The organism is Sulfitobacter pacificus (assembly GCF_030159975.1).
Taxonomy (GTDB): Bacteria; Pseudomonadota; Alphaproteobacteria; order Rhodobacterales; family Rhodobacteraceae; genus Sulfitobacter; species Sulfitobacter pacificus.
Genome location: NZ_BSNL01000001.1, coordinates 274,073 through 299,551, shown reverse-complemented (window position 1 = coordinate 299,551; position 25,479 = coordinate 274,073). Strand labels below are relative to the sequence as shown.

General features: G+C 58.1%; 22 protein-coding genes. 11 read left to right on the top strand and 11 right to left on the bottom strand.

Annotation, left to right across the window (positions count from 1 at the left end; genetic code table 11):
* Nucleotides 1-11: 11 nt before the first annotated feature.
* The 3 genes from QQL78_RS01615 to QQL78_RS01605 are packed head-to-tail and all read left to right on the top strand — an operon-like array spanning nucleotide 12 to nucleotide 3,372.
* Nucleotides 12-551 carry a tripartite tricarboxylate transporter TctB family protein gene (locus QQL78_RS01615; protein ID WP_284369904.1) on the top strand — a complete coding sequence of 180 codons (540 nt, stop codon included), beginning with the start codon at nucleotides 12-14 and terminating at the stop codon, nucleotides 549-551.
* 9 nt (nucleotides 552-560) lie between these two features.
* Nucleotides 561-2,078, top strand: coding sequence for a tripartite tricarboxylate transporter permease (locus QQL78_RS01610; protein WP_284369902.1), 1,518 nt, complete (start codon nucleotides 561-563; stop codon nucleotides 2,076-2,078).
* 55 nt (nucleotides 2,079-2,133) lie between these two features.
* On the top strand, nucleotides 2,134-3,372 hold the full coding sequence (locus tag QQL78_RS01605; RefSeq protein ID WP_284369900.1) for a Tm-1-like ATP-binding domain-containing protein: 1,239 nt from the start codon (nucleotides 2,134-2,136) through the stop codon (nucleotides 3,370-3,372).
* 56 nt (nucleotides 3,373-3,428) lie between these two features.
* Here the strand turns inward: QQL78_RS01605 and eda are convergent, their stop codons facing one another.
* From eda to gap, 3 genes are all read right to left on the bottom strand, one after another.
* Nucleotides 3,429-4,067, bottom strand: coding sequence for a bifunctional 4-hydroxy-2-oxoglutarate aldolase/2-dehydro-3-deoxy-phosphogluconate aldolase (gene eda, locus QQL78_RS01600; RefSeq protein WP_284369898.1), 639 nt, complete (start codon nucleotides 4,065-4,067; stop codon nucleotides 3,429-3,431).
* Between the two features lie 10 nt (nucleotides 4,068-4,077).
* A complete protein-coding gene (gene edd, locus QQL78_RS01595) occupies nucleotides 4,078-5,886 on the bottom strand; it encodes a phosphogluconate dehydratase (RefSeq protein WP_284369896.1) in 1,809 nt (602 codons plus the stop codon).
* A gap of 311 nt (nucleotides 5,887-6,197) precedes the next feature.
* Nucleotides 6,198-7,199, bottom strand: coding sequence for a type I glyceraldehyde-3-phosphate dehydrogenase (gap, locus tag QQL78_RS01590; RefSeq protein WP_284369894.1), 1,002 nt, complete (start codon nucleotides 7,197-7,199; stop codon nucleotides 6,198-6,200).
* Between the two features lie 250 nt (nucleotides 7,200-7,449).
* On the opposite strand from gap, the gene QQL78_RS01585 reads away from it, so the two are divergent.
* Complete coding sequence (locus QQL78_RS01585; RefSeq protein WP_284369892.1) at nucleotides 7,450-8,472, top strand: extracellular solute-binding protein; 1,023 nt, start codon at nucleotides 7,450-7,452, stop codon at nucleotides 8,470-8,472.
* 65 nt (nucleotides 8,473-8,537) lie between these two features.
* Here QQL78_RS01585 and QQL78_RS01580 read toward each other — a convergent pair whose 3' ends face one another.
* Complete coding sequence (locus QQL78_RS01580; RefSeq protein WP_284369890.1) at nucleotides 8,538-9,488, bottom strand: 2-hydroxyacid dehydrogenase; 951 nt, start codon at nucleotides 9,486-9,488, stop codon at nucleotides 8,538-8,540.
* A gap of 184 nt (nucleotides 9,489-9,672) precedes the next feature.
* Here QQL78_RS01580 and QQL78_RS01575 point away from each other — a divergent pair, with 184 nt between their 5' ends.
* On the top strand, nucleotides 9,673-10,785 hold the full coding sequence (locus QQL78_RS01575; protein ID WP_284369888.1) for a cupin: 1,113 nt from the start codon (nucleotides 9,673-9,675) through the stop codon (nucleotides 10,783-10,785).
* A 3-nt stretch (nucleotides 10,786-10,788) separates the two neighbouring features.
* On the opposite strand, the gene hpaH is transcribed toward QQL78_RS01575, so the two are convergent.
* From hpaH to QQL78_RS01550, 5 genes are read right to left on the bottom strand one after another with little or no spacing between them, the layout of a single operon-like run.
* Entirely contained in the window at nucleotides 10,789-11,589 is an 801-nt protein-coding gene (gene hpaH, locus QQL78_RS01570; protein ID WP_284369886.1) for a 2-oxo-hept-4-ene-1,7-dioate hydratase, read from the bottom strand.
* Nucleotides 11,586-12,437, bottom strand: a complete 852-nt coding sequence (locus tag QQL78_RS01565) for a fumarylacetoacetate hydrolase family protein (protein ID WP_284369884.1) — start codon at nucleotides 12,435-12,437, stop codon at nucleotides 11,586-11,588. Before QQL78_RS01565 ends, hpaH begins: the two co-directional genes overlap by 4 nt.
* A gap of 9 nt (nucleotides 12,438-12,446) precedes the next feature.
* Nucleotides 12,447-13,430: a 3,4-dihydroxyphenylacetate 2,3-dioxygenase gene (hpaD, locus tag QQL78_RS01560; RefSeq protein ID WP_284369882.1), complete on the bottom strand. Its 984-nt coding sequence runs from the start codon at nucleotides 13,428-13,430 to the stop codon at nucleotides 12,447-12,449.
* Between the two features lie 14 nt (nucleotides 13,431-13,444).
* Entirely contained in the window at nucleotides 13,445-14,953 is a 1,509-nt protein-coding gene (hpaE, locus tag QQL78_RS01555) for a 5-carboxymethyl-2-hydroxymuconate semialdehyde dehydrogenase (RefSeq protein ID WP_284369880.1), read from the bottom strand.
* The gene (locus QQL78_RS01550; RefSeq protein ID WP_284369878.1) at nucleotides 14,950-15,339 is read right to left on the bottom strand and encodes a 5-carboxymethyl-2-hydroxymuconate isomerase; all 390 of its coding nucleotides are present in this window, start codon (nucleotides 15,337-15,339) and stop codon (nucleotides 14,950-14,952) included. Before QQL78_RS01550 ends, hpaE begins: the two co-directional genes overlap by 4 nt.
* Before the next feature lie 97 nt (nucleotides 15,340-15,436).
* On the opposite strand from QQL78_RS01550, the gene hpaR reads away from it, so the two are divergent.
* The gene (hpaR, locus tag QQL78_RS01545; RefSeq protein WP_284369876.1) at nucleotides 15,437-15,928 is read left to right on the top strand and encodes a homoprotocatechuate degradation operon regulator HpaR; all 492 of its coding nucleotides are present in this window, start codon (nucleotides 15,437-15,439) and stop codon (nucleotides 15,926-15,928) included.
* On the opposite strand, the gene QQL78_RS01540 is transcribed toward hpaR, so the two are convergent.
* Nucleotides 15,907-17,553 (bottom strand): sulfatase-like hydrolase/transferase, encoded by a 1,647-nt coding sequence (locus QQL78_RS01540; RefSeq protein WP_284369874.1) that lies wholly within the window; start codon nucleotides 17,551-17,553, stop codon nucleotides 15,907-15,909. The genes hpaR and QQL78_RS01540 overlap by 22 nt on opposite strands.
* On the opposite strand from QQL78_RS01540, the gene QQL78_RS01535 reads away from it, so the two are divergent.
* The 3 genes from QQL78_RS01535 to QQL78_RS01525 are packed head-to-tail and all read left to right on the top strand — an operon-like array spanning nucleotide 17,546 to nucleotide 20,180.
* Nucleotides 17,546-17,695, top strand: a complete 150-nt coding sequence (locus QQL78_RS01535) for a hypothetical protein (RefSeq protein ID WP_284369872.1) — start codon at nucleotides 17,546-17,548, stop codon at nucleotides 17,693-17,695. The genes QQL78_RS01540 and QQL78_RS01535 overlap by 8 nt on opposite strands.
* A 40-nt stretch (nucleotides 17,696-17,735) precedes the next feature.
* The gene (locus tag QQL78_RS01530) at nucleotides 17,736-18,902 is read left to right on the top strand and encodes a nucleotide sugar dehydrogenase (protein WP_284369870.1); all 1,167 of its coding nucleotides are present in this window, start codon (nucleotides 17,736-17,738) and stop codon (nucleotides 18,900-18,902) included.
* Nucleotides 18,903-18,917: 15 nt separating this feature from the next.
* On the top strand, nucleotides 18,918-20,180 hold the full coding sequence (locus QQL78_RS01525; RefSeq protein ID WP_284369868.1) for a glycerate kinase type-2 family protein: 1,263 nt from the start codon (nucleotides 18,918-18,920) through the stop codon (nucleotides 20,178-20,180).
* Here the strand turns inward: QQL78_RS01525 and QQL78_RS01520 are convergent.
* Complete coding sequence (locus tag QQL78_RS01520; protein ID WP_284369866.1) at nucleotides 20,177-21,091, bottom strand: aminotransferase class IV; 915 nt, start codon at nucleotides 21,089-21,091, stop codon at nucleotides 20,177-20,179. The two genes, QQL78_RS01525 and QQL78_RS01520, sit on opposite strands and share 4 nt — an antisense overlap.
* Before the next feature lie 102 nt (nucleotides 21,092-21,193).
* On the opposite strand from QQL78_RS01520, the gene QQL78_RS01515 reads away from it, so the two are divergent.
* Entirely contained in the window at nucleotides 21,194-24,397 is a 3,204-nt protein-coding gene (locus tag QQL78_RS01515) for a 2Fe-2S iron-sulfur cluster-binding protein (protein WP_284369865.1), read from the top strand.
* Nucleotides 24,394-25,395 (top strand): NAD-dependent epimerase/dehydratase family protein, encoded by a 1,002-nt coding sequence (locus QQL78_RS01510; protein WP_284369863.1) that lies wholly within the window; start codon nucleotides 24,394-24,396, stop codon nucleotides 25,393-25,395. The genes QQL78_RS01515 and QQL78_RS01510 overlap by 4 nt, the downstream gene beginning before the upstream one ends.
* The last annotated feature ends 84 nt before the right edge of the window (nucleotides 25,396-25,479 follow it).

Sequence of the window (25,479 nt, the reverse complement as noted above, 5' to 3'; positions counted from 1 at the left end):
AGGGGACAATGATGTCGCGAGTGCGGACATTACAGGCGCTGTTCAAACGTTACCGGCGGCCCGGCGATATCGTCTTTGCCTGCGTCATGCTTGCCGTTTCGGTATTTCTGCTGTCGCAGCTGGTTGAACAGACCACTTGGCGTGCCGGTGCAAAGCTGCCCGCGCAACCAAGGTTCTGGCCGGCCGTTTCGCTGATCGGGATGACCATGTTTGCCGCGTTGCATTTGCTGGGCTCTTTCCTGTCCGAGCGGATCGAAGGGCGCTGGCGGGAGGTGCGCGTTTGGTTTGCCTCGTTTGAATATGCCGGCTGGTTTGTCCTTTACGCCCTTGCGGTGCCTTATGGCGGGTATCTTCCAACAACCTTGTTGTTTGCCCTGCTTCTGGTTCTGCGCGCCGGGTATCGCAGCCGGCGCATCCTAATCTGGACCGCGCTTTGCGCCGTCGGAATTGTTTTGGTGTTCAAAACTTTCCTACAGGTCAAACTGCCCGCCGGGGCAGTCTATGAACGCCTGCCCGACGGGCTGCGCCTGATTATGCTGAATTATTTCTAGAGGGTCTTGATGGAAAACCTGATGGCAGGGGCCGAAATGCTGGCGCGCTGGGATGTGATCCTTGCGCTTCTTGTTGGCTCAATCGGTGGGGTGATCATCGGTGCAATTCCTGGGGTGGGCCCTGCGGTGGCCATTGCCATCCTGTTGCCCGCGACCTTTTCATTGGATCCTATTGTCGGGCTGACCATGCTGCTTGGCATCTATGGGTCTTCCATGTACGGCGGGGCCATTCCCGCGATCCTGATCAACACTCCGGGCACGGCGGTGAACGCGCTGACCTCTTATGATGGGTATCCGATGACACAACGCGGTGAAAGCAATCGCGCGCTGTCACTGGCCTATGCCGCGTCCTTCTGGGGTGGGATATTCGGCATCCTGTGCCTGATCCTGCTGTCACCAGTGCTTGCCCTGATTGCCCCGATGTTCGGCAGCCGCGAGATTTTCCTCGCGGCCTTACTGGGGATCATCCTTGTTGTGCTGGCCCATCGCGGCCAGATCTTTGCCGCCGGCATGCTGGCGATGTTCGGGATCTTCCTGAACACGGTTGGGCTGGATGCGGTGACCTATACACAGCGGTACACATTTGAATTGTCCTTCCTCAGTTCCGGCATCAATCTGATCGTTGTCGTCTTGGGGCTGTTCGCGCTTAGCCAAGCGTTCTTTTTGCTGACCGACAAGGACAACAGCCCCGATGCGCAACCGACCAAGGGCCGGTTGACCTCTGGGTTTCGCGAGATCGCACAACATAAGAGAGTGGCGAGCATGGCCTCGGGGTTTGGTGTGATGATGGGGATGATCCCCGGTGTCGGGGAGTTCACCGCACAATTCATGAGCTACACCTATGCGCAAAAAACGTCCAATGACCCTGCCCTATTTGGCAAGGGGTCGCCCGAAGGTCTGGTCGCATCAGAAGCAGCCAATAACGCGGTCCCCGCCGCCGCGATGATCCCGCTTCTTGCCCTAGGTATCCCCGGTGAGGCGCTGACTGCGATGATGCTATCAGTGTTTTATGTTCATAACGTCGTGCCCGGCCCGCAACTGTTCCAGAACAACATTGATCTGGTTTATGGGCTCTATCTGGCGCTGATCCTGCTCAACGTCATTGTGATCTGCTTTTTGATGGTCTCGACCAACCTTCTGACCAAAATCATCCGGGTGCCCACACGTCTGCTGGGGGTGATGATCCTGATACTCAGCTTTGTCGGTGTCTATTCGCTGCGCAACTCCCTGACCGATTGCATTCTGGCCGCAGGATTCGGGGTGCTGGGGCTGATCCTGAAACGGCTGAACCTGCCCTTGGTGCCGATCATCCTTGGAATGGTGCTGGGCGGGATCATGGAGGTGAAACTGCGCTCTGCCATGCCACGTCTCAAGACGCCGTTTGATATGATTGACCGGCCCATCTCCTTCATCCTGTTTGTCATGATCCTTTTGGTGATTGCGCTGCATCTGCGCACTCTGTTGCGCGAGCTTCGCAATCCTTCACCGCAAGTGGATCACGACCTGCACGACACCCAGCAACGTTAACCCGCCGCCACCCCGGTTTCACAAACCGGACAGACGGCCCCAACCCGGAGTCCCCATGCCTGATAAATCCATCCTTGTGATCGGCACCTACGACACCAAAGATGCCGAGCTGAGTTATATGGCAGAGGCGATCCGCAGACAGGGCGGCGCCGTAGTGACAATGGATGTGTCCGTTCTGGGAGACCCCTCACAGCCTGCAGATTACTCCAAACATCAGGTCGCAACGGCAGGGGGCAGTTCGATCGAAACCGCCATCGCCAGCGGCGATGAAAACTCAGCGATGCAGATCATGGCCAAAGCTGCCGCGACCCTGACGGCACAGTTGCATGATCAGGGCCGGTTTGAGGGGGTGATCATTCTGGGCGGCACAATGGGCACGGACCTTGCCCTAGATGTCTGCGCCGCGCTGCCCTTGGGGGTGCCGAAATACATCGTTTCGACCGTGGCGTTTTCGCCGCTGATCCCGGCAGAACGGCTGGCGGCAGACACCCAGATGATCCTTTGGGCTGGCGGGCTTTATGGTTTGAATTCTGTGTGCAAAGCCTCGCTTAGCCAAGCCGCGGGTGCGGTACTGGGCGCGGCGCGGGCAGTGCAATTGCCAGAGCGCAAGGCCCCGTTGATTGGCATGACCTCGCTAGGGAAATCCGCCCTGCGCTATATGGTTGATCTGAAACCGGCGCTGGAAGAGCGCGGTTTCGAGGTTGCGGTTTTCCATGCCACCGGCATGGGCGGGCGAGCGTTTGAAAATCTGGCAGCGCAAGGGGCCTTTGCCTGTGTTTTCGACTTTTGCACGCAAGAACTGGGCAATCATATCCATGGGTCCAACATTTCCGCCGGGGCGGACCGTCTGACCAACGCCGGAAAGAAAGGCACGCCGCAGCTGGTCGCGCCCGGCTGTTACGATCTGGTTGATATCGTAGGCTGGCAACCTGTGCCTGAGAAATGGGCGCAGCATCTGCGCCATGATCACAACCGGTTGCTTACCTCTATTGTCCTGAATCATGAGGAGCGCCGTGCGGTTGCCCGCGCCCATGCCCGCCAGCTTGAGACCGCCACAGCCCCAGTTGCGCTTTTCTTGCCAGAAGACGGCTTGGGCGAATGGGACCGGCGCGGGGCGGACCTTTGTGATCCAGAGGGGTTGCAGGTGTTTTATGATACGCTGGAACAAACCTGCCCCGACCACGTGGCACAACACCGGGTCAAGGGGCATATCAACGACGCCGTTTTCACCCGCAGCGCGCTTGCGGTGTTTGATGACTGGTGTGCAAAAGGCGTGGTCAAACCTGTCGTATGATCACGCCCGTCACTTTTGCATCTGCGTTACATGACACCGCACTACGCCTGCTGAAATCAGCGGGCCAGTTTGCTGGCCGCGCGGGCCAAGGCTTCGATCTCGTCCCATTTACCAGCTGCAACCAGATCATTTGGCGCGACCCAGCTGCCGCCGGCACAGATTACATTTGGCTGTGACAGGTAGCTTTCCGCATTGCCCGGGTTGATCCCGCCAGTCGGGCAGAATGTGATCTGGGGCAAAGGCCCGCCAATCCCTTTCAGGGCTGCAACGCCGCCGGAGGCTTCGGCGGGAAAGAACTTTTGCACATCATAGCCACGCGCCAGCAGCGCCATCGCCTCGGAGGCGGTTGCCGCACCGGGCAGCATCGGCAACCCTGCGGCCTCTGTCGCATCCAGCAGCGCACCGGTGGCCCCCGGTGATACGCCAAATCGCGCACCGGCCTTCACAGCGGCGGCAACATCTTCGGGTGTGACCAAAGTGCCCGCACCGGCATAGCCGCCTTCGACCTTGGCCATCTCTGAAATGACCTCAAGCGCGGCGGGCGTGCGCAGGGTTACCTCAAGAACAGGCAACCCGCCGCGCACCAAAGCTTCGGCCAAGGGGCGGGCGTGAGCCACATCATGCACAACCAACACCGGAATGATCGGGGCCAATGCACAAAGCTTACGGGCTTCTGTTGAACGTGAGTTTTCCATTTTCATATCCTTACCAACCAAAGACGCATGCGCCTGTTTCTGCCGCACCCACGGATGCACGAAACGGCGCAAACAGCTCGCGACCTGTGCCCGTGTGGCCGCCGGTCAGATCCGCTGTTGCGATAGGACGTCCGGCGGCTTCTGTGCTCAGGTTTTCCAATGTCCCGTTCACCGCATCCAGCCGCAGCATATCGCCATCCTGTACCTGCGCAATCGGTCCGCCGTCCACCGCTTCGGGGCAGACGTGGATGGCCGCGGGCACCTTGCCGGATGCACCCGACATGCGCCCGTCCGTCACCAACGCCACCTTTTGGCCGCGCCCCTGAAGGATCGCCAACATGGGTGTCAGGCTGTGCAGTTCCGGCATGCCATTGGCCTTGGGCCCCTGAAAGCGGACAACAACAATCACGTCGCCCGTGAACTCTCCTGCTTTGAATGCCGCCTTTGCATCCTCTTGTGAATGGAACACACGGGCGGGGGCCTCAACAATGTGGAATTCCGGTTTCACGGCAGAGACCTTGATCACGCCGGTGCCCAAAGACCCCTTAAGCCGTTTCAACCCGCCGGTTTCGGCAAAAGGTGTTTCGATTGTACCGACGATCTTGTCGTTCAGGGTGGTTTCTGTGCCCTCCCGCCAGATCAATTCACCATCCTGCAAGAACGGTTCCTCTGTGTAGTGCGCAAGCCCCCTGCCCGCGACTGTCATCGTGTCAGGGTGCAGCAATCCACCCTTGAGCAGTTCGCGGATCACCAGCCCCAGACCGCCAGCCGCGTGGAAGTGGTTCACATCCGCCAGGCCGTTGGGGTAGACCCGCGCCAGCAGCGGCACGATTTCAGATATGTCAGAGAAGTCCTCCGGTGTCAGCACAATGCCACCCGCCCGCGCCATTGCGACCAGATGGATCAGCAGGTTCGTTGACCCGCCTGTCGCCATCAGGCCAACCATACCGTTTACAAACGCCTTTTCGTCCAGAATATCGCAGACCGGCGTATAGTTTTCGCCCAGTGCCGACAGCGACAAGGCACGCCGCGCACCTTCAGCGGTCAGCGCCATGCGCATACCGGTGTTGGGGGTGACAAAACTCGATCCCGGCAGGTGCAGCCCCATGAACTCCATCAACATCTGGTTGGTGTTGGCAGTGCCGTAAAAGGTGCAGGTGCCAGGCCCGTGGTAGGCGGCCATTTCGGCGGCCATCAGCTCTTCGCGGCCGCATTCCCCTGCGGCAAATTTCTGGCGCACCATCGCCTTGTCATCATTGGCCAGACCGCTGGTCATTGGCCCTGCTGGCACAAACACTGCTGGCAGATGACCAAAAGCCTGCGCACCGATCACCAGCCCCGGAACAATCTTGTCGCAGACTCCGAGGAACACCGCAGCGTCAAATACATTATGGCTAAGTGCCACGCCAGTCGCCATGGCAATCACGTCACGCGAAAACAGGCTCAGCTCCATGCCCGCCTCACCTTGGGTCACGCCATCACACATCGCCGGAACGCCACCAGCAACCTGCGCTGTGCCACCGACGCTGCGGGCTGCATCACGCAGGATATCGGGGAAAACCTCAAAAGGCTGATGCGCGGACAGCATATCATTATAGGCTGTGACAATCCCAAGGTTGCCACCAATACCTGTCGCCAACGCGCCCTGATCCTCGCCCGCAGCGGCAAAAGCATGTGCCTGCCCGCTGCACGACAGATGTGCGCGAGAGGGGCCCTTGCTGGCAGCTGCCCGCATGCGGGACAAATAGGCATCACGCGAGGCTGCGCTGCGTTGAATTATCCGATCGGTAATTTCCTGAATCTTTGCATGAACGGCCATGAATCACCCACTGTTAGCGTTAACATCGCCACTCCTACGGGCAAATTGACGTTTAGGCAACCGTTTCCATCCGAATAGATGCGCACAGTCACCTCTTTTAGATATGACAGGCACGCCGCGCTCATCCGTGCTGCTAGGAAGCAACGCAAACGCCAGTGTCGCGGGCAGATGAAATACCCGCGACAGAAATCACAACTGTGATCAATTCAATCTTGTTTTACGTAACTAAAGAGACCGCCATCTAGGTCGCGCACACGCTCTACCTTGCGTCAGCACGATGATTACCCGCCCCTCGCCTAAGTCGCCTGATCTTAGGCCAGGCTGCTGATATGGGCCGCAGTATCCAGCATCCGGTTTGAGAAACCCCATTCATTGTCATACCAGCTGACCACCCGCACCATGCCCGCAGATGTGACACTGGTTTGCGCCGGGGCAAAGATCGATGACATCGGGTTGTGATTGAAATCGGATGAGACCAGCGGCGCTTCCTCATACCCCAAGACACCTTTCAGCGCCCCGTTGGCCGCATTCTGAATCGCGGCGTTTACCGCTTCAACGGTCGCCGTACGCTCGGGCATAAAGCTGAGATCAACCAGTGACACATTTGCCGTCGGCACGCGGATGGCAGATCCTTCAAGACGCCCCTCAAGATGCGGCAGCACCAATGAGATGGCCCGCGCGGCCCCCGTAGATGTCGGGATCATCGACAGTGCACAGGCGCGTGCACGGTACAGATCGGAATGATCGCGGTCATGGGAGGGCTGATCGCCGGTATAGGCATGGATCGTGGTCATATACCCGGTGGACAGGCCAAAGGCATCATCCAGAACCTTGGCCACAGGGGCCAGGCAGTTGGTGGTGCAGGAAGCATTGGAAACGATCACGTCTTCCGCCGTCAGCTCTTGATGGTTCACGCCATAAACCACCGTGCGATCCACCTTGGATGCAGGGGCGGAAACCAATACGCGTTTTGATCCATTTTCAAGATGTGCCGCGGCCTGATCACGGCTGTTGAAGCGCCCGGTACATTCAAGCGCGACATCAACGTCACCCCATGGCAGCTCTGCCGGTTTGGGCGAGGCTGTGAGGCGGATCGCATGACCATCGACGTGCAATGTGTCACCGTCAACAGAAACATCACGCTGGAACGTGCCATGTACCGAGTCGTATTTCAGCAAATGCGCGAGGTGGTCTGCCGGGGCCAGATCGTTGATCGCGACAACTTCGATGTCATCCCGCCCGCTTTCGAAAACGGCCCGCAGGGCGCATCGGCCAATACGCCCAAATCCATTGATTGCAATCTTGGTGGTCATGACAAACGCTCCTATAGGGGTTCCGCATTAATTTGCGGCATGGTTAGCGCTAACAAATGAGATTATCAAGCCTTAGCTTCCAAAGTTGTTTTGTTTGTGCTGACGGGCTGCTGTTCCTTGCGCGTGACCAGTGCGGGCCAATGGTATCGATCAGCGGCGCATTTCTGACTATTTTGATAAAGAATGTTGCAGCCCCTCAACATCTCCGTTAATTGAGTAAATCAGTAAACTACTTGCACCAAGGATTCCCATGTCGTTCTTCAAACATACCGCCACCGCCGTTCTGGCCACCTCAACACTGATGGCCAATGCCGCTTTCGCTGAGGGTGAGCTGAACCTTTATTCCTCACGTCACTATGACACAGACGAGCGGCTTTACTCCGATTTCACCGAAGCTACCGGCATCACCATCAACCGGATTGAAGGCAAGGCGGACGAGCTGCTGGCCCGTATGCAGGCCGAAGGTGCGAACTCTCCTGCTGATGTATTGCTGACCGTTGATACATCACGCCTGTCACGCGCCAAGGAGATGGGCGTTTTGCAATCCATTGACAATGCTGTTCTGGAAGAGCGTATTCCGGCGAACCTGCAAGACAGCGACAACCAGTGGTTTGCTTTCTCGCAGCGTGCGCGCATCATCTTTTACGACAAGGCCGATGTACAAGACCCGCCAATGGATTACGTATCCTTGGCCGATCCAAAGTATAAGGGTATGGTCTGCCACCGTTCCTCTACCAACGTCTACAGCCAGACCCTGCTGGCCTCCATCATCGAAAACCACGGCATCGAAGCGGCAACAGACTGGGCGACCGGCATGGTGGCCAACTTCGCTCGTGATCCAGAAGGCGGTGACACAGACCAGCTGCGCGGTATCGTTTCAGGCCAGTGTGACATCTCCGTTGCCAACACCTATTACTTTGCCCGCGCCCTGCGCAAAGACGTCAAAGGCCTGAGCGCAGATATCGAACAAATCGGCTGGATCTTCCCAGCACAGGACGCAGAAGGCGCGCATATGAACCTGTCCGGTGGTGGTGTTGCGGCGCATGCCCCCAACAAGGCCAACGCCATTGCCTTCCTTGAATACCTCGCCTCCGATCAGGCACAGCAGTATTTCTCTGCGGGTAACGACGAATTCCCTGCCGTCCCAAGTGTGACCCGCAGCGAAAGCGTTGCAAAACTGGGTGAGTTCAAAGCGGACGACGTGAACCTGTCGGATGTAGCGAAAAATCTGCCCGAAGCACAGAAAATCTTTGACGCGGTTGGTTGGAAGTAAGCCCACCCGCAGAAGCAAAGAACGGGGCGTGCCATCTGGCGCGCCCCTTTTTTGTGTCGGCTGATTCAGACCGGGTTTGGCACCGGCTTGCCGTCAAAGAAGGCAATCAGGTTCTCCACCGCCATCAGCCCCATCTGTTCGCGCACCTCTTGGGCCGAAGTGCCCAGATGCGGCAGCAAGGTCACATTTTCCAAGGCAATCAGCGCGGCGGGAACTTTGGGTTCGAATTCATAAACATCCAACCCCGCCCCCGCGATCCGTTTCTCTTGCAAGGCGGTGATCAGGGCCACCTCATCCATCACGTCGCCCCGTGCGATATTGATCAGATAGCTGTCCGGCGTCATCACCGCCAAAGCTGCCGCGTCAATCATGTGATGCGTCTGCGGCGTGGCAGGCACGGCCAGCACCACCACATCCGCGGCCTGCATCACCGCGTGCAGGCTCTCAAGCTGGGTTGCCTCGAATGGCAGATCGTTAACTTCGGAGCGATTGTAAAACACCACCTTCATCCCGAACCCGGCTGCGGCACGTTTGGCAATCGCCTTGCCGATCCGGCCCATGCCCACCACGCCCAGCGTCTTGCCGCTGACATGCATTCCCAACAATTGGGTCGGATGCCAGCCGGGCCAGTTTCCGGCGCGCACCATCCGCTCGCCCTCGCCCGCGCGCCGACAGGTCATCAGCATCAGTGTCATGGCAATATCCGCCGTCGCATCGGTGACAGCACCGGGGGTATTTGTCACCTCCAGCCCTGCTGCACGGGCCGCATCTGCATCAATATGATTAAACCCCACACCAAAGTTGGCCAGAATACGTGCGCGGGGCTTTTCCACAAAAGCCTTTGCGGGAAACTGATCACCCAAGGTTGGCAGCACCGCATCAAAATCGCGCAGCGCGGTGGTGCGTTCTGCAACAGTAAGGGGTGTGGTTTCAGTGCGGACGGTGACGTCAAATGCCCCCTTCGCCGCATCCTGCACCAGTTGTGGCAGCGGGCGGGTGATCAGCAGTTTGGTCATGTCAGTCTCTCTATTTGCAAAAGTCGTCAAGGGTAGGCCACAAGCTTATCCTCACGTTTCAAAGATATCGACCCTGTCCTTTCTGCGGACCCGAGAATTGCAGCCCCACCATTGACGCATCAAGTCGAATAAGCGATGGATTGGGGGTTATATTCAAATGCATGCAACTCGGGGGACGGCGCAAATGACCATTTCAACCGCTACCATTCAAACGGCAGAACTCGTTCTGCCTGTCACCGACCTGAAAACCGAGATGCCGTTCTTTTTGAACACCCTTGGTTTCCGCCTTGATCAGATCTTTCCCGCTGATGACCCTTCGGTTGCGGTGATCTCGGGCCACGGGCTGCGCCTGCGGCTGGAACGCGACGCGGGTGTCGCACCGGGGCTGCTGCGGCTTTATGCGGATGACCCTGCGGCGCTGACGGACAAGGGCGCATCCCTGACCAGCCCCAATGGCAACCGTATCGAGATCCACGACGCCAACCCACCGCTGGTGATCCCGGAAACGCGTCACTCCTTTATGGTGCGCCGCTTGGCTGACAGTGATTCATGGGTGATTGGCCGTGCCGGCATGCGCTATCGTGACCTGATCACCGACCGGCTGGGCGGCTCGATCATCGCCTCCCACATCCGCATCCCCGATGGCGGCCCGGTGCCGGATATGGTGCATTACCACACTGTCGGATTTCAGCTGATCTTTTGTTATCGCGGCTGGGTGCGGCTGGTCTATGAGGATCAGGGGGACCCGTTTATCCTGAATGCCGGTGATTGCGTGATCCAGCCACCGCAGATCCGCCATCGGGTGCTGGAAGCCTCTGACAACGTCGAAGTGCTGGAGCTCGGCGTGCCAGCCGAACATGTCACCACTATCGATCACGAGATGGAATTGCCCAATGGCACCATCAACCCTGACCGTGACTGGGACGGCAGCAAATTTGTGCATCACAAAGAGGCAGAGGCGACATGGGCCCCTTGGCGCATCCCCGGTTGGGACGCTCGCGATACCGGCATTGGCGCAGGCACCGCCGGGGTTGCCGGTGTATGCGTTGCGCGGCCCGACGGATCCGGCGCCGCACCGTGGTGCAGCCATGATACGGATATCCTGTTCACCTTCGTTAAAGAGGGCAACCTGACCCTTGAGGTCGACGCAGAAGACGCAGAGCCGCAAGCATTGGTGGCGGGCGACGCCTTTGTGTTGCCGCCGTTCCTGAAAACCCGCTATGTCAATGCATCTGCAGATTGCGAATTGATTGAGGCGACATTGCCCTCCTCCTTCAACACACAGGTGCACGGGTAACCCTCAGGCGAAATCGATTGCAACCGATCCGAAGGGGCCATAGTCCGCCAAGATCTTGGCCCCTGCCGGGCATTCCACCGGCCGCACGAAGCTGCCGGAAAGGATCACCTGCCCCGCTTCAATCTGTTGTCCATATTGCGCCATACGCCGGGCCAGCCACACCACGCTTTCCACCGGGTCATTCAGCACGCCAGCACCCAGCCCGGTTTCTTCGATCTCGCCGCCCCGAAACACCATGGCACCGACCCAGCGCAGATCAAAGGCATCCACCGCGTGTTTCTCTGCCCCCAGTACAATCCCCGCATTCGCCGCATTGTCGCTGATGGTGTCAAAGACAACCCGCGCCTTGCCGGTCACGGGGTCCGCCCGCAGGATACGCGTGTCAAGGATCTCAATCGCAGGTGCGACGTAATCCGTGGCCGCGATCACCGCATCGCGGGTCACATCAGCACCGCCAATCGCCTGTTTCATCACAAATGCAATCTCCGCCTCGATCCGCGGCTGGATAAATCGCCCCTTAGGCACCACAGCGCCGGTTTGGAAAACCATGTCGTCAAACAGGATGCCACTGTCGGGAATATCAATGCCCAACGCGGATTGCATTGCCTTTGACGTCAACCCGATCTTCCAGCCGATGACCCGACGCCCCTCGGCCAGTTTAGCCTGATAAATCGCGTTCTGAATGGCATAGGCGTCATCCATGTTCATTCCGGGATGGCGCAGGGAGAGCAGGCCGATCTGCTCGCCGGTCTTTTCTGCAATGATCAATTCAGCAGCAGCGGCAGCATGTGCTTCCGGTGTCATGTTTCGTCCTTTACCGGGTTGCGCAGGGTGCCGATGGTGTTCACCTCAACCTCAACCACATCCCCCGGCGCAAGGAATACCGGCGGATCAAACCGCGCACCCGCACCTGTTGGCGTGCCGGTGACGATGATATCGCCGGGCTGTAGGGTCATGAAGGTCGAGATATAGGCGATCTGTTCGCGGATCGGGAACATCATCCGTGACAACACATCATCCTGACGGACCTCCCCGTTCACCCGCGTAATGATACGGGCGTCATCCAGCTGCGCGGCATCTGTAAAAGGGACAATCCATGGTCCCATTGCCCCCGAATTGTCCCAGTTCTTGCCTTGGGTGACATTGAATTTTGCATGGCGCACCCAATCGCGGATCGTGCCCTCGTTACAAATGGTAAGCGCCGCAATGTGGCCATAGGCATCAGCCGCCTGAATGCGCCGGCCTGCTTTGCCGATGACAATCGCCACCTCACCTTCGTAGTCCAGCTGGGGGCTTTCGGGCGGACGGACCAGCGGCTGGTCATGTCCGGTAAAGCCGCTGGCGAAACGTGGGAACAGCGACATATGTTTGGGCAAATCGCTGCCGTCTTTATACTCGGCATTGCGGTCGGGGAAGTTGACGCCGACGCATAGAATGCGCGTCGTGTCGGGCAGCACCATGTCAAAGCTCACATCCCCATGGGCGACCTCGCGCGCTGCTGCTGCATCGCTCAGCGTATCAAGCCCGCCAGCAACCAGTGCATCGCGCAGGCTTGGCCATTGTGGGAACTCCGGCGAAAGGGGGATCATTCCGGTCTCGGTGACAGCACCGTAGTACCCCTGTCCATCGACACTGTAGCTCGCAAATTTCATAAGATTTCCTTAAGGCGCAATGATGGGGGTGGCTTTCAACATGGCCTCAACCGGTTTGGTGCCGACAAATTCCGTACCATGTTCAAACCAGCTTTGAGGTGCCGCCGCCCCCCATAATGTCTGGCGCTGCGGGTCTTTCAGATCCCAGTGGATCGGTTCGTGATCGGGGTCCAGAGTTTGATAATCGGAACAGTAAATTTCGATCCGGTGACCATCAGGGTCCAGAATATACAGGAAAAAGGCATTGGAAATGCCATGCCGCCCGGGACCACGTTCAATGTTGCTGACATAGCCGGTGGTGGACATCAGGTCGAGCAGATCAATGATGTTCAGCGGTGTCGGCACCCAAAAAGCCACATGGTGCATCCGTGGACCCGTGCCATTGGTAAAGGCCATATCGTGCACGCCACCCTTGCGATGCATCCATGCCGCCCAGAGTTTTTTACTGTCGGCATCCTCGGTATATTCGGTCACGCGAAACCCCATGTCGTTGTAAAACGCAACCGAGGCATCAACCTCCGGCGAGAAACAGTTGAAATGGTCGATCCGCAAGGGCTTCACACCGCGATAGAGGGCATATTGCTGATGTATCGGATCAAGGCGGTCCATCTTGTGATGGAACTCCAGCGGGATGCCGATGTTGTCAGAGGTCAGCAAGGTACGCCCTTGATAGGGGCGCTGCACCCATTCCGTCGGGCGGCCTTTGGAGCGAAAGAACGCTTCGGCGCGATCCAGATCCCCTTCGTCATAGGTTTTGAACCCCATCACCTCAACCGTACCGGGCCGATCTGATTTTTGTAAAATGATGCAGTGATGCCCGCGCTCTTCCATCGCTCTTAGATAGATATGCGTGTCTGTTTCATCGGTCACCTGCAGGCCCAGAATTTCAGTATAGAATTTCCGCGAGGCCGTCAGATCGGCAACATTCAGACAGGTATGGCTTAGCCGGATGACATTAAAGTCGGGATATAGATTTGGGTCAGGAACAGGCATCAGGCTCTCCTTTGTTACACGCCAAGGCGCGAAATTTTATGCTGGCCGGTGGCGAACCCCACATGTTTTTGCTCCATGTAGAACTCGAAACTCCAGTCGCCGCCATCGCGGCCAATGCCGCTGGCTTTGACGCCGCCGAACGGGGTTGGCAGGTGGCGCACGTTCTCTGAGTTGACCCAGATCATCCCTGCCTCCAGCTGGTCGGTGAACCTCAAGGCGCGGGTCAGATCATTGGTCCAGACATAGCCCGTCAGACCATAATCCGTGTCATTTGCGATCTCCAGCGCCTCCTCTTCCGTGGCAAAGGGGATAGAGGTGAGGACAGGGCCAAAAATCTCTTCCCGCGCGATGCGCATCTGGTTCGTCGCATTGGTGAAAAGCGTCGGGCGGACGAAGTAGCCCTCCTCGCCAATCGTGACGCCCCCTGCAGCCGTGGTTGCGCCATCCTCCTTCGCAATATCAAAATAGGAGGTCACCTTGGCGAAATGTTCATCCGAGATCAGCGGCCCAATTTCCGTGTCAGGGTCCAGCGGATGACCCACTTTGATCTTGTTCACACGCGCGATCAGTTTTGCCTCGAACTCAGCGCGGATATTTTCCTGTATCAGCAGCCGCGAGGAGGAGGTGCAGCGTTCGCCATTGATTGAATAGATCATGAATATTACCGCATCCAAGGCACGATCCAGATCCGCATCGTCAAAGACGATCACCGGATTCTTGCCGCCCAGTTCCAGATGCACCCGCTTCAGCGTATCCGCCCCCTGTTTGGTGATCAGGCTGCCAGTGCGGCTTTCACCGACAAAAGCGATGGCTTTGATGTCTTTATGCTCTGTCAAGGCTTTGCCCGCATCCTCCCCAAAGCCGTTGACGACATTCAGAACCCCGGGAGGCAGACCCGCCTCCTCTGCTATTTCGACCAACAGACGCGCGGTCAAGGGCGAGGCTTCGGCAGGTTTATGAACCACGGTACAACCGGCAGCGAGGGCGGGGGCGATCTTCCATGTGGACAGCATGAAAGGCGTGTTCCAGGGCGTGATCACCCCGACAGGGCCAATGGGTGTGCGGGTGGTGATGTTCATCAGCGTGGGCGATTGCAGATGTTTGCCGTCGCGCGCCGCACTGACCTGATCCGCGAAATAACGAAAGTTCTCGGCACCGCGCAGGGCGGCCTTTGACATGAACCGCCATGCCTGTCCGGTGTCCCAGCATTCGCACAGGGCAATTTCCTCGGCGCGCGCCTCAATACCCTCCGCAACGCGGATCAGGATTTTCTTGCGCTCCGCCGCCGCCATATCGCGCCAGCCAGGAAAGGCCGCTTTGGCCGCTTTCGCTGCGGCATCAATATCCGCGGCGGTGCCATGTGCCACGTTGCAGATGTGGCTTTTATCGACGGGCGAAGTGGCTTCAAACACGCCCCCACTGCCTGCAACGTCCTGCCCTGCTACACGGTTCAGAACGCCCCCGTTACGGAAGCGGGCCAGATGGGTGTCCAGCTTGGCAATGTTTTCGGTAAGCTTATTCATGGCGTGTCCTTCAGATGGTCGCGGATGGTACCGACCTTGGGAGAAAATGTTGGATCAATGTCGCGCATTTCAAATGACAGGGCGATGGGATGTTTGGCCATCACCGGCGCGATGAAATCCTTGGCGGCAGCGAATAATGCGCTGGTTGCCGCCTCTTTGACCGATTGATCGCGCCCCCCACGCAGGCGCACCGAAATGTCGATATAGCCATGCGCTGGATTGCCGTCGGCAATGCTGTAATGCGGGGCGGGCGTGGCCCGCACGCGCACACCGGCAGCGGGGAAGGCCGCTAGCCCCGTGGCACAAACCCGCAGAGCATCGCAAAGCCCCGCCATATCCACGGCTTCCTCAAGATTGGACGAATAATCGATGATCAAATGGGGCATTTTTAATTACCATGTTAAGTTATTACTTGAAATCACTCCGACCGCCCAAAGTCAAGAATTTTCCTTCACATGTGAACAAACACGCCTATAAACAGGCATGACCAAAGACAGCAAACAGGGGCAATTGCCCGATACAGAACGCTCGCTTCCGATTGCGCTGATCCGTGCGCGGGAGAAGGTGATGGCCCCAATCCGCGAGATGCTGTCAGAGACCGGAATCACCGAACAGCAATGGCGGGTGCTACGGGTGCTATCGGAACACGACAGCCTTGATGCGACAGAGGTGGCGGACCGCGCCAGCCTGCATCAACCCAGCCTGACGCGGATTCTTAAAACCTTGGGTGAAAAGGGGTTTATCACCCGCAGTCAGGACGCGCAGGACAGGCGCAGACAAGTTGTGATGCTGACAAAACAGGGGCATGGGGTGATTGAAAGCAACATGGATCATGCCACCCGGATTGCAGAGGCATTGCGCGCAGCATTGGGAAGTAAATCTTTCGACCAACTACTGAACCTGCTGGCCCAGCTGGATGATTTTAGTTTCGAAGCCCCGGCCAAGGCCAAAGATCAATCACCACCTTCGGTATAGGTCTGGCGCAGGGCACCGCGATAGGTTTGCGTCAATTCTTCCGGCACCTCGCTGCCATCGTATAGGAAGGGCAACACACCTTTGCGACCAGAGGCACCGCGCATGGCAATGATCTCCTGTTCGGAGCGTGTCACCCGCTGTGACATGCGCCTGCCCCATTGCGCCAACATGCCATACATCCACTCCAGCACATCCGCATGAGAATCCGTTTTGGCAAGGTCGTCAAATTCGTCAGGATCGTTTTGCAGATCAAACAGCATCGGGCGAAACCCACCTTCGGCATGCATCATCTTGTAGCGTCCGTCAAAGACCATAAACAGCCGGGCATCTCGGGGGTTCAGCCCGAGTTTGACCGCTTGCGGCGTGGCGGAATAATCGTACTCGCTGATTGCAAACTCCCGCCATTCCGGCCTTTCACCGCGTAGCCATGGCAACAAGGATCGCCCTTCGATGATATGATCCGGCACCACGCCGCCTGCGGCCTCGACAAATGTTGCAGCCAGATCAATGCTTTCCACCAAGGCATCGCAGCTGATGCCACGGGTGCTGTCCGCTGTGTCACGCGGATCAAAGATGATCATCGGCACCTTTACGGATTGCTCGTGAAACAGATCCTTTTCCCCCAACCAGTGATCCCCAAGATAATCTCCGTGATCCGCCGTCAGGACAATCATCGTGTCCTTCAGCGTGTCGGTCTCTTCCATATAAGCCAGCAGGCGCCCCAGTTGATCGTCACATTGTTTGATCAGCCCCATATAGGCAGGGATCACCTTTTCGCGCACCTCGTCGCGTTGAAAGGCCTGTGCGATCCTGTTTTCCATATAGGCCCCGAACACCGGGTGCGGATTGTCGCGTTCAAGATCGTGGCGTTTGGCCTGTGGCACGTGGTTCTTGCCGAACATATCGTGATAGGGGGCCGGCACGATATAGGGCCAATGCGGTTTGATATAGCTGACATGGGCGCACCACGGGCCCTTTGCCTGCTCTATAAACGCGATGGTTTCAGAAGTGAGCCAGGGCGTTTCGCTGTCTTCCTCACAGATATTGGCGGGTTTATCTGCATTGCGAAACATCCACCCCGACGCAATCTGATCATCGCTGATGCCCGCATTGGCATAGTCCGCCCAAGGGTTTTCCCCGTCATACCCTTTGGACTTCAGATATTCGTTATAGGGTGATCGTTTCTCGTCATAATAGCCATCAGGCCCATAGGCCCACAGGCCGTCATCCCTGATCCAGCTGTCAAAACCGCATTCCGCCTGCCGGGCACCGATCATACTGTCAGGCGCAAGGCCCAGCCGCGCCATGCCTGCCGCATCGGCTTTCATATGGGTCTTGCCGATCAACCAACAATCCATGCCAGTGTTGCGCAGATGATCCCCCAGGGTCTGCTCGCCCACGCGCAGGGGAAACCCATTCCACTGCGCCCCGTGGCTGGACGCATAGCGACCTGTATAAAAACACATGCGGCTAGCCCCGCAAATCGGTGACTGCACATAGGCATTGGTAAAGCGCACACCCATTTCCGCCACCCGATCAAAATGCGGTGTCTTGAGATGCGGATGACCCGCACAGCCCAGATAGTCGAACCGCAACTGGTCATACATGATGAATAGAATGTTCAAAACCGCCCCTCCCATCGGTTGCCGCATGTGCCGCCTCTGCGACAATCGTCAGATGCAGGCCACCCCCTGCCTATCCCTGCCATGGCAGCGCTGCACCACCTATTGTGCCCTGCGCGGGACGGATATTGCCAGCCTGTTGTGAATATGACAGGTGTTGCCATCAAAATAGGGCTGAGCAGCTTATGAAAATTGCAGTATTTGGTATCGGATACGTTGGACTTTCCAATGCGGTTCTTTTGGCCCAGCACAATACGGTCGTCGCGGTGGATGTCTCTGCGGAACGGGTTGCGATGATCAACGCGCGCACCTCACCGATTGAGGAAAGCGCCCTGTCGGATTGGCTGGCGCAACGCACATTGCATCTTAGCGCCACAACCGACGGTGCGGCGGCATGTGCTGATGCCGATTACATTCTGGTCGCCACACCCACTGATTACGACCCCAAGACGGATTTCTTTGACACCACTTCCGTCGAACAGGTTCTGGAGATGGCGCATAAGGAAAATCCAAGTGCTGCATTGATCGTAAAATCCACCGTGCCTGTCGGGTTCGTCCGCCGGATGCGCGAGGCTATCGGCAGTGAAAACATCTTTTTCTGCCCCGAGTTCCTGCGCGAGGGACAGGCCCTTCATGACAACCTCAACCCCTCGCGGATCGTTGTTGGCGCGGATACGCCCGCCGCGCAGGGTTTTGCCCAGCTGATGGCAGATGGGGCGCAGGCAAGCAATATTCCGATGCTCTTCACCGGGCCGGAAGAAGCGGAATCGATCAAACTGTTTGCCAATACATACCTTGCCCTGCGGGTTGCGTTTTTCAATGAGTTGGACAGCTATGCGCTGAGTGCCGACATGAATGCCCGCCAGATCATTGAGGGCATCGGCCTCGATCCACGGATCGGCACACATTACAACAACCCATCGTTCGGCTACGGCGGCTATTGCCTGCCCAAAGATACCAAACAGCTGCTGGCCAATTTTTCAGATGTCCCTCAAAACCTGATGCGGGCGGTGGTGCAGGCCAATAAAACCCGCAAGGAATATATCGCCTCCAAAGTCATTGAAATGGGTCCGCAGACCGTTGGCATCCACCGGTTGGTGATGAAAGCAGGCTCTGACAATTTCCGCCAGACCTCGATCAAAGGCGTGATCCGCGACATCCGCGATGCGGGGATCAAGGTGCTGGTCTATGAACCTTCGCTGGGCAAGAAAAAATTCATGGGCTGCGAAGTGGTCAGCGATCTTGAGGCGTTCAAGGGGACCTGTGATGTGATCGTGGCCAACCGCGCCTCGCATGATCTGAGCGATGTGGAAGACAAGGTATTTACCCGCGATATTTTCGGGGTCAGCTGACCCGCAGGAGTTCTGATGAGTGACACGCAGCGCGCGTTTCTAAGCCATTTGTTTGACTGCGCCGTTGCGGCGGCGGATCCGCTCAAGGCGCTGCAAGGGCTGCTGCCTGCCAAACCCAAAGGGCGCACTGTGGTGATTGGTGCGGGCAAAGGTGCCGCGCAATTGGCGCAGGCTTTTGAGGCTTTGTGGGACGGGCCTTTCTCTGGGGTGGTTGTGACCCGCTATGGCTATGCGGCACCCTGCAAGGTGATCAAGGTGATGGAAGCGGCGCATCCCGTGCCCGATGCCGCTGGATTGGAAGCTGCGCAGGCGTTGAAGGCGGCAGTCAGTGATCTTGGACCTGACGATCTGATGATTGCCTTGATCTGCGGTGGTGGTTCGTCGCTTCTGCCGGACCCGCCGACAGGGCTGGGGCTGAACGACCTGCAAGCGTTGAACCAGGCGCTCCTCGCCTCTGGTGCACCGATTTCAGTGATGAATGACATTCGCAAATGTTTCAGCGGGATCAATGGCGGGCGACTGGCCGAACTGGCCTCCCCGGCACGGGTGTGCAGCCTGATCGTGTCGGATGTGCCCGGCGATGCAGCGGGGGAGGTCGCCTCGGGGCCGACGGTGGCGGGACGACCGATGCCAAGTGATGTGGCCGCGATGATCAACGCACGCGGCATCGCCCTGCCCGAAGGTTTGATCGCCCATCTGAAAGCACAGGATGACAGCCCCCTGCCGCCCCCTGATGCCCGCAATGAAACACAGATCGTCGCCTCTGCCGCAATTTCGCTGGAGGCTGCCGCACAGGCTGCCCGTGCGAAAGGCGTCAACGCATGGGTGCTTTCGGATCGGATCGAAGGGGAGGCAGAGGATGTTGCGCTTGTACATGCCGCCCTCGCCCGACAGGTCGCAGACAGCGGATTTCCCCATCCTGCACCCGTGGTCCTTTTGTCAGGCGGCGAAACCACTGTGACCCTGCGCCACAAGGGGCGCGGCGGGCGCAACAGTGCGTTTCAGCTGTCCTTGGCACTGGCCTTGGAAGGAGTGGATGGTATTTACGCCTTGGCTGCCGATACAGACGGGATTGACGGGTCAGAGGATAACGCCGGTGCCTTCGTCGATGGCACCACGGCAGATCGGATGCGCGCGGCAGGTGTCGACCCGCAAACCCATCTGCAACACAATGACTCCTATACCGCCTTTGCCGCTACCAATGATCTGCTTGTCACCGGCCCTACCGGCACCAATGTTAACGACTTCCGCGCCATCCTGATTGGGGATCTGCCCTAGGATTGCGCTGCCACATGGTCGCGGATCAGTTCCTTGTAGAGGGCCTGAATGCGGGCTGTCACCGGACGTTCACCCGTGCCAATCGGTTTGCCGTCAATCTCGGCCACCGGCGTCTGTGCACCAAAGGTTCCGGTCAAAAACGCCTCATCCGCGCCATAGGTTTCATAAAGCGAAAAGTTCTTTTCAAACACCGGAATCCCATTCTCCCGGCACAGATCAATCACCTTTTGCCGCGTTACCCCGTTCATGCAGTAATCCCCGGTCGAGGTCCAAACCTCGCCCCGGCGCACGATGAAAAAGTTGCAGGCGTTGGTGGTGTTCACAAACCCCTGCGGGTCCAGCATCAGCCCCTCATCCGCACCGGCCGCCTCTGCTTGCAGGCAGGCGATGATGCAGTTCAGCTTGGAATGCGAATTCAATTTGGGGTCCTGCGCCATCGGCATCCCGCGCACCTGCGGCACAGTGGCCAGCCGGATGCCCGCAGATTGCAACCGGTCCACCGGCTTGGAATGTTCCATGATGATGACCAATGTCGGCCCCGAGGTACTAAGCTGCGGATGCTGGAACGGCTTGTCCTTGATGCCGCGCGTCAGCATCAGCCGGCAATGCACATCGCCAGTCATGTCATTGGCCGCCGCCGTGTCTTTCATCGCTTGGGCGATGCCCGCCTTGTCCATCCCCACATCCATTGAAATGGTTTTGCAGGAATTGAAAAACCGATCCATATGTTCATCGAAAAACGCCCATACGCCGTCGTACAGGCGCATGCCTTCCCAGATCCCGTCGCCCAGCATAAAACCACTGTCGTAAACCGAAACCTTAGCAGCATCGCGGTGCACAATGTCACCGTTGACATAGATCTTTATGTCGCGATTGCGGATGTCTTCATCTGCCTCATGGGTGGTGCTCATCGGCGGGCCTTTCCTTGCTCTGCTTCTTGATAACAGGTTTGCCTGCGCAGACCAGCACTGGCCGCTCTGGTTTTTTTGCGCGTGATATGGCAGGCCATAATAATGAAGATTTTCTCCTCCAAGAACCGCCCTTTGCATTTGGGGGGTTACCCCCTTGAACGGCTGCACCGGCGCGCCGGGCTGCCCGCACAGATGCCTGATATTCCCTTCGCACAATTGCGGTTCGAGCGCCCCGAAGCGCCGCAGAGCATCGCCAATGCAATGGCCCCCTATCAGGCGATGATGGATGTGCTGCGCGCCGGCAAAGCCAATCCGGTGCGGGCGGAAATCCCCGACAACCCCAGCGAAAGAGTAAATCATATCAAGGCCTTCGGGTACTACAACGATGCCTCGATGATGGGCATCTGCACCCTGCCCGATGCCGCCCGCCTGCGCGAGCCACGGCAAAGCACCGGAACCGAAGCGCTGGCCGAAGACCTGCGCAGCCGCCAGACCAAGACCCTTGCAGCAGGTGTTGACGTGATCATGGCGAACCTGCGCGAGGCGGCGAATACACCGGTGCCGCCCCTGCCCGATCACAGCCATGCGGTGGTGATCCTCTTCGCCTATGGCCGTGATCCGCGTCCAGATGAACCCGGCAGCGATTGGATCCGCGACATTCAGGCCGAACGCGCAGCCCTGCGCGCAACGGAAAACGCAACTGTGATCGCGGATTACATCCGCCAGCTTGGCTTTGACGCGCGGGTGCATTCGGCAACAACCTCGGACATCAATCTCGGTGCCTGTGCGCTGGCCTCCGGGTTGGCCGTCTGGCAGGAGGGTGCGCTGCATAACCCCTGGCTTGGCACCCGCTTCGGCTTGGCCGTGGTGACCACCGAAATGGTACTGACCCCCGATTTGCCGCTTGCCCCTTTGGCCGAACAGCCAAGTGGTATCCTGAACGGGTTGCCCTGGAAGCTCGGCACCCATGGCGGTTTGCGCGCAGGCATCAGCGATCCCTATGCCAAACGCGATTACGTCGATGGTGCACATCCTTTTGAAACACTGAAACGGGTTGCCGATCCGACAACCTATATCGACGCACCCAATGTACCGCGTGTGCCCAAGCGCAGCGATCTGTTCGCCCGTGGCCAATTTGGTGACATGGGGCCGAAGGTGCAAAACGCCATGAAGGGCGGCCATCACGTGGTCAAATCCGCCCCCGCCGCCGCCCAACGCCGTCTGCTGGGCGCACTGATCCTGTTGCAGGATGGTGCGGTTTCGCCGGAACAAGCGGGTATGGACCCTGCCCGCAACGCCGCGAACCTCAAGGCGGCAAGTTATTTTCTGGGCAGCGATGCATCGGGTCTGTCGGCCTGTCCTGACTGGACATGGTACAGCCATGATGCCACTGGCACCCCCATCACCCCGCCCCATGATCAAGCCCTGTCACTGATTATCGATCAGGGGTTTGAAACAACTGATGGTTCCTCCGGCGACGACTGGATCAGCGTGTCGCAAAGCATGCGGGCCTACCTGCGGTTTTCCATCATTGGTGGCATCATCGCGCAGCATATGCGCAACCTTGGCTATGCCTCCAAATCCCATACGGTGATGGATGGTGACGTGTTGCAACCACCGCTTTTACTGCTCGCTGGTCTGGGCGAGGTCAGCCGTATCGGTGAGGTGATCCTGAACCCCTTCCTCGGCCCACGTCTGAAATCCGGCATCGTCACAACGACCATGCCTGTTGAGCATGATCTGCCGATCGACTTTGGTCTGCAAAAGTTCTGCGAGGCCTGCAACAAATGTGCCCGCGAATGCCCCTCAGGGGCAATCACAGCCGGACCGAAAAAGATGTTCAACGGCTACGAAATCTGGAAATCAGACAGCCAGAAATGCGCCACCTACCGGATCACAAATCAGGGCGGTGGCATGTGTGGCCGCTGCATGAAAACCTGCCCGTGGAATCTGGAAGGGCTGTTCGCAGAAGCGCCGTTTCGCTGGGCGGCAATGCACATCCCCAAGGCGGCCCCGATACTGGCCAAGCTGGATGACAAGCTGGGCAACGGTGGCCTGAACCCGGTCAAGAAATGGTGGTGGGACATTGAGGTTAAGGCCGATGGCGGTTTTGCCGCCCCTGAAGCCGAAGTGAACGCTCGTGATTTGCAAAGAGATCTGGACCTGAAATTCGAGGATCAGACACTGGCCGTTTATCCCGCTCCATTGGCGCCGCACCCCTGGCCCTATCCCGATCCAATGAACCGAGAGGCGGGGATCAAAGCACATGCCGCATTGTTAAGTGCCGATGAACATCGCGCCAAGACTGCGGCGGGCGACAGGGATCATCTGCATCTTTATGACGGAGCAGGTGATGCACCGGTGCTGGATCTGCGCGTCACCGGTGTGGAGCCCCTGACCGATGCGGTGACGCTTTATACTTTCACCGATCCGCAGGGACATGATCTGCCGCAATGGACTGCGGGTGGCCACCTTGATCTGGTTGTCGCCCCCGAGTTCCTGCGCCCTTACTCGCTTCTGAGTGATCCTGCGGATCGCTCCAAATACCAGATTGCGGTACTGCGCGAGGAAAAGGGACGCGGCGGTTCGGCGCTGTTGCACCGGGTGTTTACGCCAAACAGGCGGGTGTTTGTCTCCAAACCGGTGAACCATTTTGAACTGGTCGAGGATGCCCCGCATTCCCTGCTGATGGGTGGCGGCATCGGGGTAACCCCAATGATCGCATTTGCCCATCGTTTACATGCGCTTGGCCGACCCTTCGACCTGCATTATTCCGCCAGCACGCGTGAAAGTGCTGCCTTCTGTGATAAGCTTGCGGCGATGCCATGGGCCGCGCATGTTCACCTGCATATGTCGGATGAGGGCAGCCGCGCCGATCTGCCCGCGATCATGTCTGCGTTACCACGGGGCAGCCATGTTTACACCTGCGGGCCCGATACCTACATGCAAGCCGTTATGGACAGTGCAATCGCCTCAGACATCCCCGACGCGCAGCGGCATCTTGAGTATTTCTCGACGCCCGAGTTGCCGGAATATGTGAACCATCCCTTCACTTTGCGCCTGAAGTCAGGCCGTGAAATTCCCGTGCCTGTGGATCAATCCGCCGCGGATGCACTGATTGCGGCGGGGCTGCCCGTTGACATCAAATGCAGCGATGGCATCTGCGGCGTGTGCAAATGCGGTGTCCTGAAGGGTGCCGTTGAACACCGCGATTTTGTGCTTTCGGCGGCGCAACGCGAAGAGGCGATGATCCTGTGCCAGTCCCGCGCTGCCACGCCGAACGCCACCTTGGAGATTGATCTGTGAAAACCGCCCTTGTGACAGGATCTTCCGGCTTTGTCGGCTATTTCACTTCGCTTGCCCTGCTTGATGCCGGTTGGCGCGTGGTCGGCATCGACAGCATGTCAGATTATTACGATGTGACGCTCAAATTACGCCGTCAGGAAATGCTGCTGAAGCACCCGCAATTTCAGGTGGTCAACGATAAAATCGAAACACCCGGCGTGCTGCTGACCCTGTTTGAACAGCACCGCCCGGACATCGTGATTCACCTTGCCGCTCAGGCCGGCGTGCGCCATTCGATCCAGATGCCCCGCGCCTATGTGGAGGCGAACCTGAACGGCACTTTCGAATTGCTTGAGGCCGCGCGCACCTTCCCGCCCACACATATGCTGCTGGCTTCCAGCTCTTCTGTCTATGGTGCCAATACCAAACTGCCCTATGCTGAAGCTGATAAGGTCGACACGCAAATGTCATTCTATGCGGCGACGAAAAAGGCGACTGAAAACCTCGCCCACAGCTATGCGCATCTCTACAAGCTGCCCACCACCATGTATCGTTTCTTTACGGTCTATGGGCCGTGGGGGCGCCCGGACATGGCGCATTTCAAATTCACCCGCGCAATCCTGAACGGCGATCCCATCGATGTGTATAACCACGGTAAGATGCAGCGTGATTTCACCTATGTGGATGATTTGGTCGCCTCGATCCTCGCCCTTGCGGAAGCGGTGCCGGACCCTGAGAACCCCGTTGAAGGCGACAGTATTTCACCCAATGCGCCGTTCCGCGTGGTGAACATTGGCAATGACAGCCCGGTTAAACTGCTTGATTTCATTGCCGCCATCGAAACCGCCTGCGGGCGCGAGGCGATCAAAACCTACCACGACATCCAACCCGGTGATGTCCCTGCCACCTGGGCCGATGCAACGCTGCTGCACACCTTGACCGGTCAACGCCCGGTCACCCCGATTGCCACAGGTATCCAGCATTTTGTCGATTGGTACCGCGACTACTACAATGTGTAAGGTGCGGGCTTCATCTTGCCCTTAAACCCTGCGGCACTTCCCTCGCGCGCCAAGCCCGGCTAAGAAGCGCAAAACAGGAGCCCC